Here is a 12172-nt window from a genome sequence, read left to right as displayed (position 1 = left end):
TGGCGATGTTGCAGTGCATTGGCTAACGTACGCGCTCCCCAGCCCCGGAGCCTGCGATGACGCTGTCCAACCGCCACCTACGGGCGAGGGGAGCCGCGTGAGCGCGGCCGCCGGGCGCGGCCCGCTGCGCGGCCTGGTCGCGGCGCTGCGTGAGTCGCCGGCCCTGTGGTGGTCGTTCCTGTATTTCTTCTGCCTGCTCAGTGGCTATTACGTGCTGCGCCCGGTCCGCGAGGCGATGGCTGCCTCGGCTGACCTGGACACGGTGTTCCCGCCGCTGCTGATCGCCTGGTTCAACGACCATGGCATCGCGCTGAAGGATTTCGTACTGCAGTTCCTGTTCTCCTGCGTGTTCGTGATCATGCTGGTGCTGCAGCCGGTCTATGGCTGGCTGGTCAGCCGCTTCCCGCGCCGGGTGTTCCTGCCAGCGGTGTATGGCTTCTTCATCGTCACGCTGCTCGGTTTCTACGCGCTGTTCGACAGCGGCGTGCCGGGGCGGGGCATGGCGTTCTTCTTCTGGGTCATGGTCTTCAACCTGTTCGCGGTGGCAGTGTTCTGGAGCTTCATGGCCGACGTGTTCTCCAACGCGCAGGCACGGGCGTACTACGGTTACATCGGCGCTGCCGGCACGCTCGGTGCGTTCCTGGGCCCGCTGATCACCAGCGCGCTGGTGCAGCGGGTCGGCATCGCCCATCTGATGCTGGTCTCGGCCGGGTTCCTGTGCATCTGCCTGCTGTGCATCTGGCGGCTGCGGCACTGGGCGGTGCTGCGCGAGCGCGAACAGCAGCTGGTCTCCGGTGAGCGGCCGATGGGCGGCAGCGTGCTGGATGGGCTGAAGCTGATCGCCCGCGAACCGCTGCTGCGCTGGCTGGCGATCATGGTGGTGTTCGGCGTGGGTGTCGGCACCCTGCTGTACAACCAGCAGGCCAGCATCGTGCGCGCGGCGTTCACCGACCCGGCAGCCAGCACCGCGTTCTTCTCGCGCATCGACCTGGCGGTGAACGCGCTGGCGCTGTTGATGCAGCTGGCACTGACCCGCTGGCTGCTGTCACGCCACGGCATCGCACCGGCGTTGTTGATTCCCGGCTTCGCGATCCTGATCGGCTTCTCGGTGCTGGCCGCTTCGCCGATGCCGCTGATGGTGGCGGTGGTGCAGGTGATGACCCGCGCCAGCGAGTTCGCGCTGGCCAAACCGGCCCGCGAGACCATTTACACCCGCGTGGACCGGCAGTGGCGCTACAAGGCCGGTGCGGCGATCGACACGGTGGTCTACCGTGGCGCGGACCTGGGCTTCACCTGGCTGCACAAGGGGCTGTCGCTGTTCGGTTCGCACGTGGTGTTCATCGGTGGCATCGCCGTTGCCGGGCTGATGACGCTGGCCGCGTTCGGCGTGCTGCGCGAAGAAAAGAAGCTGCCGCGCGACCGCTGAGGTCGCGACCCATTCCGAGGAGAGAAACGATGTCGCTGATCGCGCTGCTGCTGACCGTGCTGGTCGCGGTCCTGCACCTGTACTTCCTGGTGCTGGAGATGTTCCTGTGGACCCGGCCGCTGGGCCTGAAGACGTTCCGCAACACGCCGCAGAAGGCAGAGATCACGCGGGTGCTGGCGGCCAACCAGGGCCTGTACAACGGTTTCCTGGCGGCGGGCATCGTGGTGGGGCTGCTGCTGGCGCAGCCGTTGCTGGTGACGTTCTCGCTGGCGTGCGTGGTGGTGGCAGGGTGCTACGGCGCGTACAGCGTGAGCCGGCGCATTTTCATGATCCAGGCGCTGCCGGCGATCCTGGCGCTGGTTCTTCGCGCGGTGGCGTGAGTTTCCAGCCAACGGCGCAGCCCCTCGTGGGTGGTCGCTAGGAGCGTTTCATCGGTTGGGCCGGTGGGGTGGGGCCAGGCGGGGACGCCGCAAGTACGTCCTTGTAGGCTTAGCCGCGCCATCCATGGCGCGGATACCCCGCCCGGCCCCACCCCACCGACCTCTGACAGATCTCTGCGGCGTCCACCCACGCAGAAGAATAAGAAGATCAAGAGCAAAAGCAAAAGCGGCCCACCGGCCGCTTTTTGCTTTGCGCTGTTGTTGTTGCTTTTGCTTTTGATCTTCTTTTTCTTCTCCGTGGGCTGGTCGCGCACGGAAACTGTCGGGGTGGGGCGGGTGGGCCGTGCAGGGGCGTTGGCGCCATGGATGGCGCCATCGAGCTTACAGGGACGTACTTGCAGCGTCCCCTGCACGGCCCACCCGCCCCACCCAACACATGAACAGCTCTACGCGACCACCCACGAGGGGCTGCGCCGTTGGCGGGAACACTACTTCGCCGGCGACATCCACATGTCGATGACCGCGCTGAACACCTCCGTCCCCGCGCGATCGCGCACGCTCACCGTCACCGGCAGCGCGTAACCTGCCGTCGCTGCCACGATCGGCTGCGCCGGCAGCGCCACCGCCTGCAGCGTGCCGCGCGCCTTGGCCAGGTACTGCACCTGCATGCCCCTGGGGATCCAGCGCATGCCCTTGGGCAGCGAGGCATCGACCATCAACCCGGCGGTCAGCTCGGCCAGGTTGCACATCGCGATCGCGTGCACCGTGCCGATGTGGTTGCGCACCTTGCGGCGGTCGGCCAGCGTGCCTTCGCAGCGGCCGTGCTCAAGGCGGGTGATGCGCGGGGCGATGCTGGCGAAGTAGGGCGCCTTGAAGCACACCGCGCGCGAGAACAGCCAGTTGCCGGCAGGCCATCGCTGCAGACGCTGGTAGAGGGACAGCAGGGGCGTGGACATGGTTGGAATTCCGGTCGGCAGATGAAACAACGGCGGGCCGAAGCCCGCCGTCGAAGGCAACACATGTCGCGGGCGATCAGGCTGCCTGCGAGTGCGGGTCCTTGTGCTGGCGGTCGTAGTAGCTGGCCGCGCGCAGTTCGTGGGTGTCGAAGTCGTCCACGGTGATGGTGTCCAGGGTCAGCGTGCGCAGTTCTTCCAGCAGGCTGCGCTCGTCCTGGGTGATCACGCCCTCGGCCACGGCTTCGTCCAGCTGGCTGTTGAAGTCCAGCGCTTCGATGCCCTTGCTCTTCAGCGCCTTCAGGAACTTGCGCTCCACCGGCTCGGCCATGATCGCCTTGCTCAGGTAGCTGTTGATGCGGCCACCCGGGTTGTTCTCGCACGGGGTCAGGAACACGCCGCTGGCCAGACGATCACGCGCTTCGTTCGGGGCCATCAGCAGGGCGGCAACACGGCGGCTCAGGCGGTCGCCCGGAGCCTCGGCACGACGGCCCAGCGGGAAGATCAGCGCCCACATCAGCCAGCCGATCGGACGGATCGGGAAGTTGCGCAGGGCGGCCGACAGCGATTCCTCGATCTTGTGCACGCTGTCATGGAAGGCCCAGGCCAGCAGCGGCTGGTCGGCCTGCGGCGCGCCCTCGTCGTGGTAGCGCTTGAGCATGGCGCTGGTCATGTAGACGTGGCTCAGCACGTCGCCCAGGCGGCCGGACAGCGATTCCTTGAACTTCAGCTTGCCGCCGAGGGTCATCATCGAGATGTCGGCCATCAGCGCCAGATTGGCCGAATAGCGGTCCAGCTTGCGGAAGTAGCGGCGGGTGTAGGCATCACCCGGGGCAGCACCGAAGCGGGCACCGGTCAGGCCGAACCAGAACGAACGCACGGCGTTGGAAATGCCGTAGCGGATGTGGCCGAACAGGCTGCGGTCGAAGTCCTGCAGGCCGGCACGGGTATCGGGGTCCTGCGCGGCCTTCATTTCCTTCAGCACCCACGGGTGGCAGAGGATCGCGCCCTGGCCGAAGATCAGCAGGCTGCGGGTCATGATGTTGGCGCCTTCCACGGTGATCGCGATCGGCGCGGCCTGCCAGCTGCGGCCGGCGAAGTTGCGCGGGCCGAGGATGATGCCCTTGCCGCCGATCACATCCATCATGTCCGAGATCACTTCACGGCTCATGCTGGTGCAGTGGTACTTGGCGATGGCCGACGGCACCGACGGCACGTCGCCACGGTCGACCGCGGCAGCGGTGGCCTGCGACAGCGCGCTGATCTTGTACGCCTTGCCGCCGATGCGGGCCAGCGCTTCTTCCACGCCTTCGAAGCGACCGACCGACAAGCCGAACTGCTTGCGGATGCGCGCATACGCACCGGTGACGGCGGCACCGGCCTTGGCACCGCCGCTGGCGGTGGACGGCAGGGTGATCGAGCGGCCCACGGCCAGGCACTCGTTGAGCATGTTCCAGCCCTTGCCGGCCATGGCCGCGCCACCGATCAGCTGGGTCAGCGGAATGAACACGTCCTTGCCGCGGATCGGACCGTTCTGGAACGTCGAGTTCAGCGGGAAGTGGCGACGGCCGATTTCCACGCCGGCGGTGTCGCGCGGCAGCAGGCCCAGGGTGATGCCGATGTCGCGGGTGTCACCGATCAGGCCATCCGGGTCGTACATGCGGAAGGCCAGGCCGATCAGCGAAGCAACCGGGGCCAGGGTGATGTAGCGCTTGTCGAAGGTCAGCTTGACGCCGAGCACCTGCTCGCCGTTCCACTCGCCCTTGCAGACGATGCCGTAGTCGGGGATCGAGGTGGCGTCGGAACCGGCGAACGGGCCGGTCAGGCCGAAGCACGGAACCTCGCGGCCATCGGCCAGGCGCGGCAGGTACTGGTCCTTCTGTTCCTGGGTGCCGTAATGCACCAGCAGTTCACCCGGGCCCAGCGAGTTCGGCACGCCGACGGTGGAGCTGACCACCGAGGACACCGAGGCCAGCTTCTGGATCACCTTGTGGTGGGCCAGCGCGGAGAAGCCGAGGCCGCCGTACTCCTTCGGAATGATCATGCCGAAGAACTTGTTCTTCTTGATGAAGGCCCACAGTTCCGGCGGCAGGTCGGCGTGGACGTGGGTGATTTCCCAATCGTTGACCATCCTGCACAGCTCTTCGACCGGGCCATCGAGGAAGGCCTGCTCTTCAGCGGTCAGCTGCGGCTTGGGGTAGTTCAGCAGGATGTTCCAGTCCGGGTCACCGGTGAACAGCTCGCCTTCGAAACCGACCGAACCGGTTTCCAGCGCGATGCGTTCGGTCTGCGACAGCGGCGGCAGCACCTTGCGGAACACCTTCATCATCGGGCCGGTCAGCAGCGGCTTGCGGATGAACGGCAGCAGCAGCGGCACCGCGATCACCGCCAGCACGGCGGCGGCCACGATCGTGGCGGTCTGGTTGACATAGGGGATGAACCAGCACGCGACGAGCAGCGCCACGCTGATCAGCGTCCAGGTCAGCAGCCGCATGCGGTGGTAGGCGACGAACGCGCCTGCCAGCAGCAGGGCGAGGAAGGGAAGAACGATGCTCATGAGCGTGCTCCGGTGACGTGCTCGTTTGTGGCGGACGAAGCCGCGGCGTCCGCCGCAGGCAACACGTCCAGATAGTCCAACACAGTAGCGGTAAAGGCGTCGTTGTCATCACCGGCGACCATGTGCGTGGCCTGCGGCAACTGTACGTGGCGCGCGTGCGGCGCCAATGCCAGGAATTCGGCGACGGTCTGCGGGGTCACCAGATCGCTGCGGCCGCCGCTGACCAGCAGCAGCGGGCACTTCACCCGGCGCGCGGCGTCGGCCAGCGCATCCTGGTGCTGTTCGCTGTCGCGGGCCAGTTCGGCCACCAGGCGGGGGTCCCAGTGCCAGCGCCAGCGGCCCTGGCCGTCCTCGCGCAGCAGGGCGCGCAGCGACTGCTCGGATTTGCGCGGGCGATGCGGCAGATAGGCCGAGATCACGTCCGCGGCCTGCGCCAGCGAGGCGAATCCGTCCGGGTGGGCGGTCATGAAGGCGAGGATGCGCTCGACACCGGCGGTGTCCCAGCGCGGGGTGATATCGACCAGTACCATCGCCGAGAACAGGCCCGGCCAGCGCGATTCGGCCAGCAGGCCGAACAGGCCGCCCATCGACGCAGCGACCAGTACCGGCGGGCGTGGCTGCTCGCCGGCCAGCACGATCAGGTCATCAGCGAACTGCTCGCCGTGATAGGGCAGGTCGGCCGCATTCCAGTCGGAGTCGCCGTGGCCGCGTGCGTCATAGGCGAGGGTCTGCAGACCTGCCGCGGACAGCGCCCTGGCCGTGGCCGTCCATGCATGACGGGTCTGGCCGAATCCATGCGCGAACAACACGCGCCCCCGCCGGCCGTGGGCATTGACCGTTGCTGCCAGCGACGCGCCGTGGGCCGCCTCAAGGTGCAGGTCATGGAACGCAGCGGGAGTAGGGGACATAACCATACTCGCTAGTATGGAGCGCTTCGGGCGGAAGTCAATACTGTCCGGTATGGTGCGCCGCAGAATGGGCGGCCGCCGTGTGGGCGACGGTTTCGCGCGCAACCGCGTACTGCAACGAACCCCGGCGTATGGTTAAATCAGCGCATGAATCAACCTGACGCTTCCGCCGGCGAATCCCGCGCCGGCCGCAACAGCCGCCTGAGCGCCGAAGACTGGGCCCAGGCGGCCCTCGATCTGATTGCCGAGCAAGGGGTGGGTGCCGTCGCGGTGGAGCCGCTGGCGCGCCGCCTCGGCGTGACCAAAGGCAGCTTCTACTGGCACTTCCCTTCACGCGACGCGCTGCTGCAGGCCGCGCTTGAGCGCTGGGAGCTGTTCGAGCAGGAGCAGGTGTTCGGCAGTCTGGAAGATGTGCCCGATCCGCGCGTGCGCTTGCGTCAGCTGTTCCAGATGGTGGCGCACGAAGTGCAGCCGCACATCATCTACAGCGAGCTGCTGAAAGCACTGGACCACCCGATGGTGCGTCCGGTGATCGATCGCGTGTCGCAACGTCGCCTGGACTACCTGGTCGCCTCGTTCCGCCAGGCGGGGCTGAGCTCGACCGATGCGCGCCATCGCGCGCGGTTGGCCTACGCGGCCTATGTCGGCTTCCTGCAGCTGTCGTTGCAGCTGCAGCAGCCCAAGCAGGCGCGCGAGGATTTCGAGGCCTATGTCGAGCACCTGATCGACACGCTGATTCCGAACGGCTGAGCGGTTCTCCGCCGCTGAATGCAGAAAGGCCGCGGCATTGCCGCGGCCTTTTTCGTGAGCGGTGCCACATGCAGGGCCACCCGCAAAAAACAACGGCCCCTTGCGGGGCCGTTGCTGCATCAGCCGATCAGTGCATCGATCAGAACTTCTGCTTGTACTGCAGGTACATGTAGCGGCCCGGCAGGTCGTACTGCGGGTCGAACATGTTGTACGAGGTCGAGTACGAGACCGGCGGATCCTTGTCCCACACGTTGTTCAGGCCGACCATGATGGTGCCCTTCCACGGGGTGTTGTAACGGAACTGGATGTCGTGGTAGGTGGTGGCGCCCATGTGGTTCTTGCCGTTCTGGCCATCGGAGCAGTAGCCCACCAGGTCGGCGTCACCCACCGGATCGAACGGGCAGTCTTCGGTCATGCCCGACTTGTAACGCAGGCCGTAGTTGACGCCGAAATCGCCGTAGGACCAATCGACGTACAGGTTGGAACGGATACGCCAGTACGGATCCTGATCCAGGTAACGACCGGCGCGGCCATCCAGCGGTGCATCCGAGGTCGACTTCGTATCCCACGTGGACAGGTAGGTGCCGTCCAGGCTGACGGTGAACTGACCGATCGAGGTTTCCGGCAGCTTGTACAGGATGCCCAGATCCCAGCCTTCCACCTTGTACGACGACAGGTTCTGCAGCGGCATGTCGACGTTGGTGATGGTGTAGCGCTGGGTGGCAGTGCCGTAGTTCGGATCACGGGTGATCAGGCCGCAGTAGGCCGCCTGTTCCTGCGCCGAACCACCGTAGCAGCGATCCATGATGTCCTGGATGGCCGGGCGGGTGATCGCGTCTTCGATCTCGATCTGCCACCAGTCCAGGGTCACGTTCAGGCCCTGCACGAAGCTCGGGCTCCACACCAGGCCCAGCGTCTTGCTGGTCGAGGTTTCCGGCTTCAGATCCGGGTTCGACTTCCAGGTGAACGCTTCCGGCGTCTGCTTGTTGGCGCCGCTGCCGGCACCCGGCTGCTGGAAGTTGGCCGGCACACCTTCGGCGGCACACTGTGCAGCCACCGCACCGGTGCGACGACCGCTGGAGGCCGAGCACGGATCGGCATAGGTTTCGAACGAATCGGCGTCGCCGCGGTACAGGTTGTTGATGCTCGGCGCGCGGAAGCCTTCGGAGTAGTTACCACGCACCATCAGGTCATCGATCGGCTTCCAGCGGAAACCGAACTTGTTGTTGGTGGTGTTGCCGAAGTTGCTGTACTTCGAGTAGCGGGAAGCCACGCTGAAGTCGAGCAGCTTGGCGCCCGGCAGGTCAGCCAGGACCGGAATCGACAGTTCCAGGAAGAACTCGTCCAGGTCGTAGGAACCCTTGGTCGGTGCCGCGCCGTTGCCGGTGCTCAGGCCAGCCGCGATGAACGCGTCCGGATCGAACTGGCCGCTCTCCTTGCGTCCTTCATAACCGGCTGCGAAGCCCAGCGCGCCGGCCGGCAGCTGGACGATTTCACCTGAGATGTTGGCGTAGTAGCTCTTGGAAACCAGGCTGGCCGAGTCATGCGCGGTGAACGAGGCGTAGTCCAGTGCTTCCTGCGAGATCGCGCCCAGCCCGCCCAGCGGATTCATCGGCACGCAGCCCGGGATGACCGCGCCGCCGGCGGTCAGACAGACGGCCTGGCCACCCTGAATGGCCGACGGACCGTAGGCTTCGTTCAAGCGCTGGACGTTGAACAGGCCGTAGGTCAGGTCGTTCTGGTCGGTCTTGTCGTAACGGTAGCCGACGTCCCAGTCGAAGTTGCGGTCGGCGAATTCGAAGAAGCCCTCGAAACCACCGTAGAAGTGCCAGTTCTTGACGTTCTGGTTGAACGAACGGCCGCCGGTTTCATTGAAGCGGCGGTTGACGCCGGTCAGATCCTCGCCGTACGGGTTGTAGATGCTGCTGGCGCTCAGGCGACGGCCGGTCACCGGCATCGCCGCGAGCAGCTGCTCGGACTTGCGCTCGTTGTACATCGCCTCGGTGCGGAAGGTGACGTTGTCGGTGATGTTGTAGGAGCCGGTGGCGAACAGCGAGGTACGCTCGTTCGGGGTCAGCAGGTAGTTGTCCGGCGAAGTGTTGTAGCCGTGGACATTGGAGTCGAACAGAGTTTCAACGCCATTGATGATGACGTAGCGCTCGTCATTGCGGATGTAGGAGCCCGGGATACCGGTGGCGCTCTGGCCGCTGAAGAACGGCGGGCCGCCGGCGGAGATCTTGCGATCGCCTGCCATGACTTCCTTTTCGTTCACATACGACACGCCCAGCACCAGCGATGCGCGATCGGTGGTGGTGCCGATGGTGAAGTCATAGGCTTCACGCTCGCCGTCGCCAGCGCTGTACTGGCCCTTGTAGAAGTTCGCTTCGGCGCCGTCGAAGTTCTGCTTGGTGATGATGTTCACCACGCCGGCGATCGCGTCCGAACCGTAGATGGTCGAAGCGCCGTCCTTCAGGACGTCGATGCGCTCGATCATCGCGGTCGGGATGGTGTTGAGGTCGACGCTGCCGTCCAGACCGGTGGTCCAGCGGCGGCCGTTGACCAGCACCAGGGTGCGCTCGGCGCCCAGGTTGCGCAGGCTGACGCCGGCCGAACCGTCACCACCGTTGTTGTAGGTGCGGTTCAGCGCTGCACCGTTGGCCGAGACGCGCTGCAGGATGTCGGCGACCGAGGTCACGCCCTGCTTTTCGATGTCGGCGCGGGTCAGGCTCAGGACCGGCTGCGAGGTTTCGATGTCGGTGCTCTTGATGCGCGAACCGGTTACCGAAATACGATCCAGGTTGGTCGTTTCCTGCGCCTGGGCGGTGACGGACGTCGCCGCGCCTGCGATCAGCGCGACAACGACAGCGTCACGCAGCTTGTTGGACTGGAAATTCATTGGCTCTCTCTCTCCAAGAAATCTTGGCTGGGGTAGTGCCTTCGCGGCGGGGCCAAAAGGAGGCTCCAAAATCGCGAGGCTGAATCGATAGTAACGGCCCCCCGGCAAAAATTAAAGCTGCGTTAATTCACGCTGTGGTTACAGATGAATGCGCGACCATTCCTTATATTTCAACGGGTTGGATTGGATGAGCTGGCCTGGAACCGTTGCCGGCCCGCGCGCGACCCGAAAAAAAGTTTCAATTGATGGATGTCGCGGTGTATCAGCGTGTAACAAATGAGGCCGATTCGCACTTGACAGCCCGGCCCGCAAACGCAACGGGCGCCCCTGGGGCGCCCGTTGTTGACTGCTGCAGTGTCGGTTACTTCCCGCCGTGCCCGATCACAGGTCCTGCTCGTAGCGCACGTACGGCACCGTGCCGTCATCGTTGCTTTCATTGCGCGGGGAGAACGGGTTCTTGCCGCGGCTGATCACGTTCTCGGCGCCCACGGTGAGCTGCCCGGACCACGGCGTGCGCCAGGTCAGGCCGATGCCCAGGCCTTCCCATTTGCCGGGCTTGCCTGGCACGTCGACCACGCGACCGATGATGCTGCCGCTGAAATTGCCATAGCCGGCGCCCAAGCTCAGGCTCTTGCTGTCCCAGCGGTCGACGATGGCCGGAGACGCATCGGCCAGCGGTACCAGGCGTGCCTTGGCATAGGTGCCGGCAATGGAGACGAAGCCTTCGCGACCGATGTTCTTCTGCGCGAACACGGTCAGGTCGTTCTGCTCGGCGCGCAGCGAGGGCGTCTTGTTGGGGGCGGCCAGCCAGGCCGGCAGGGTCTCGCGGCCGGTGCCGGCGGTGATGCCGAGGCGGCCGGTCCCGCGGTTGAGCGCGGCGGTGCCGGTCAGGCGTCGGTTGGAGCTGATCGCGTCGTCGTCATCACCGAGGCTGGCGAGCATGCAATGGCTGGCCAGCCCGCTGATGCTGGTGCCGCTGCTGCTGTTGCACAGCAGGCCCAGCGAGTCACCGGAGGACAGGCCGAACGCGGCATCGAGCGAGTTGCGGCCAAAATGCCAGCGGGCACCGACCGCCTGTTCGCCGGTCGGCTCCAGGTACAGCAGGGCTTCGACCTTGCCGCTGCCCTTGTTCCAGACCGGCAGCACGGTGCGGGTGTCCTTGCTCTGCGCATGCACGCCCGTGATCGCGCCTAGGGCGATCAGCAGCGCCAGCGGTAGACGCAGGAAGGTACGCATCGGACCAGTTCAGACAGGGACGGGCAATGAAAGTTCCCGCTGGGGCGGGAACTCGATCCTAGGGTGTTTATGAATTCTTAACAAGCCTTGTTCCTCCCCAGATACAAGACCCATCGGTTTACTGAAGGCGTTCAGGTGCCGGTACAGCCCCCTCGGCACCGTGGAACAGTATGCCGAACTCCGTCAACGGGAAGTGATACTCCTGTCCGCAGAATTCGCAACGCACATGGACCGAGCCGGTGTCCTCGGCGGCCGCACGGGCCTCCTGCTCGCCCAGCGAGTAGAGCATCGAGGCGACCCGTTCACGCGAGCAGGAGCAGGCGAAGGCCAGGGCCTTGTCGCCGACCCGCTCGGCCTTCTCTTCGTGGAACAGGCGGTGCAGCAGTTCCTCGGCCGGGGTGGCCAGCAGCTCGGCCTTGCCCAGGGTGTCGAACAGTGCGCTGGCGCGCGACCAGCCGTCATCATCGCCTTCATCGCCCGGCAGCTTCTGCAGCAGCAGACCGGCCGCTCCGTCGCGGTCCGCGGCCAGCAGCAGGCGGGTGGGCAGCTGTTCGGACTGGCGGAAATAGTCCTCGAACGCCTCATCCAGCTCCGCTGCGGTCAGCGCCACCAGGCTCTGGTAGCGCTGCGGCTCGCGCGGATCCAGTCCGGGGTTCTCGATGGTGATGGCCAGCAGCGCATCCCGGCCCAGCGTGGTCAGGTCGCGCGGGGCATCACCGCCCTCGGCCAGCTGCGCGATGCCGCGCAGGGTGCCGGCGGCGGTGCATTCGGCGAACAGGGTGCGCAGTGCGGTGTTGCTGCGCAGCTGGATCGACAGGCGGCCGTCGACCTTGGTGTGGCCGGTGAACAGCGCCGATGCCACGCAGGCCTGGCCCAGCAGTTCGGTGGCACTGTCGGGGTAGTGGCCATGGGACTGGATGTCCTGCCAGGTGGAGTGCAGGCGCACGTGCACGCCACGCACGCCGGCGTCGGGAAGCAGGAAGCGGATCAGGGAATCGGATTGGGCGGTCATCGGCTCGGGTCACGCGGAAACGGGGACGGTTGCCGGATAATGCGCCGACAACCA

9 protein-coding genes are annotated in these 12172 nt (G+C 65.8%); 3 read left to right on the top strand and 6 right to left on the bottom strand.

Annotated features, from left to right (window positions below):
- Positions 1-97: 97 nt before the first annotated feature.
- Positions 98-1426, top strand: coding sequence for an NTP/NDP exchange transporter (locus Q5Z10_RS16445; RefSeq protein WP_303636448.1), 1329 nt, complete (start codon positions 98-100; stop codon positions 1424-1426).
- Positions 1427-1455: 29 nt separating this feature from the next.
- A complete protein-coding gene (locus Q5Z10_RS16440) occupies positions 1456-1806 on the top strand; it encodes a DUF1304 domain-containing protein (RefSeq protein WP_303636447.1) in 351 nt (116 codons plus the stop codon).
- A 488-nt stretch (positions 1807-2294) separates the two neighbouring features.
- On the opposite strand, the gene Q5Z10_RS16435 is transcribed toward Q5Z10_RS16440, so the two are convergent.
- From Q5Z10_RS16435 to Q5Z10_RS16425, 3 genes are all read right to left on the bottom strand, one after another.
- Positions 2295-2762: a hotdog fold domain-containing protein gene (locus tag Q5Z10_RS16435; protein WP_303636446.1), complete on the bottom strand. Its 468-nt coding sequence runs from the start codon at positions 2760-2762 to the stop codon at positions 2295-2297.
- 76 nt (positions 2763-2838) lie between these two features.
- Positions 2839-5316, bottom strand: coding sequence for an acyl-CoA dehydrogenase (locus Q5Z10_RS16430; protein WP_303636445.1), 2478 nt, complete (start codon positions 5314-5316; stop codon positions 2839-2841).
- Positions 5313-6230, bottom strand: a complete 918-nt coding sequence (locus Q5Z10_RS16425; RefSeq protein ID WP_303636444.1) for an alpha/beta fold hydrolase — start codon at positions 6228-6230, stop codon at positions 5313-5315. The genes Q5Z10_RS16430 and Q5Z10_RS16425 overlap by 4 nt, the downstream gene beginning before the upstream one ends.
- A 141-nt stretch (positions 6231-6371) precedes the next feature.
- Here Q5Z10_RS16425 and Q5Z10_RS16420 point away from each other — a divergent pair, with 141 nt between their 5' ends.
- Positions 6372-6974, top strand: coding sequence for a TetR/AcrR family transcriptional regulator (locus Q5Z10_RS16420; protein ID WP_303636443.1), 603 nt, complete (start codon positions 6372-6374; stop codon positions 6972-6974).
- A 139-nt stretch (positions 6975-7113) separates the two neighbouring features.
- On the opposite strand, the gene Q5Z10_RS16415 is transcribed toward Q5Z10_RS16420, so the two are convergent.
- The 3 genes from Q5Z10_RS16415 to hslO form a co-directional block, all read right to left on the bottom strand.
- Positions 7114-9870, bottom strand: a complete 2757-nt coding sequence (locus Q5Z10_RS16415) for a TonB-dependent receptor plug domain-containing protein (protein WP_303636442.1) — start codon at positions 9868-9870, stop codon at positions 7114-7116.
- A gap of 381 nt (positions 9871-10251) precedes the next feature.
- Entirely contained in the window at positions 10252-11106 is an 855-nt protein-coding gene (locus tag Q5Z10_RS16410; RefSeq protein ID WP_303636441.1) for an XOO1806 family protein, read from the bottom strand.
- Positions 11107-11224: 118 nt separating this feature from the next.
- A complete protein-coding gene (gene hslO / locus Q5Z10_RS16405) occupies positions 11225-12118 on the bottom strand; it encodes an Hsp33 family molecular chaperone HslO (RefSeq protein WP_303636440.1) in 894 nt (297 codons plus the stop codon).
- Between the last annotated feature and the right edge of the window lie 54 nt (positions 12119-12172).

The organism is Stenotrophomonas sp. 704A1 (assembly GCF_030549525.1).
GTDB classification, from domain to species: Bacteria; Pseudomonadota; Gammaproteobacteria; order Xanthomonadales; family Xanthomonadaceae; genus Stenotrophomonas; species Stenotrophomonas tuberculopleuritidis.
This window is presented reverse-complemented; position numbering and strand designations above follow the sequence as displayed.

Coding starts and splice junctions, on each gene's coding strand:
- Q5Z10_RS16410 (WP_303636441.1), bottom strand. CDS start 11,106: ATGCGTACCTTCCTGCGTCTACCGCTGGCGCTGCTGATCGCCCTAGGC.
- Q5Z10_RS16435 (WP_303636446.1), bottom strand. CDS start 2,762: ATGTCCACGCCCCTGCTGTCCCTCTACCAGCGTCTGCAGCGATGGCCT.
- Q5Z10_RS16430 (WP_303636445.1), bottom strand. CDS start 5,316: ATGAGCATCGTTCTTCCCTTCCTCGCCCTGCTGCTGGCAGGCGCGTTC.
- Q5Z10_RS16425 (WP_303636444.1), bottom strand. CDS start 6,230: ATGGTTATGTCCCCTACTCCCGCTGCGTTCCATGACCTGCACCTTGAG.
- hslO (WP_303636440.1), bottom strand. CDS start 12,118: ATGACCGCCCAATCCGATTCCCTGATCCGCTTCCTGCTTCCCGACGCC.
- Q5Z10_RS16420 (WP_303636443.1), top strand. CDS start 6,372: ATGAATCAACCTGACGCTTCCGCCGGCGAATCCCGCGCCGGCCGCAAC.
- Q5Z10_RS16415 (WP_303636442.1), bottom strand. CDS start 9,870: ATGAATTTCCAGTCCAACAAGCTGCGTGACGCTGTCGTTGTCGCGCTG.
- Q5Z10_RS16440 (WP_303636447.1), top strand. CDS start 1,456: ATGTCGCTGATCGCGCTGCTGCTGACCGTGCTGGTCGCGGTCCTGCAC.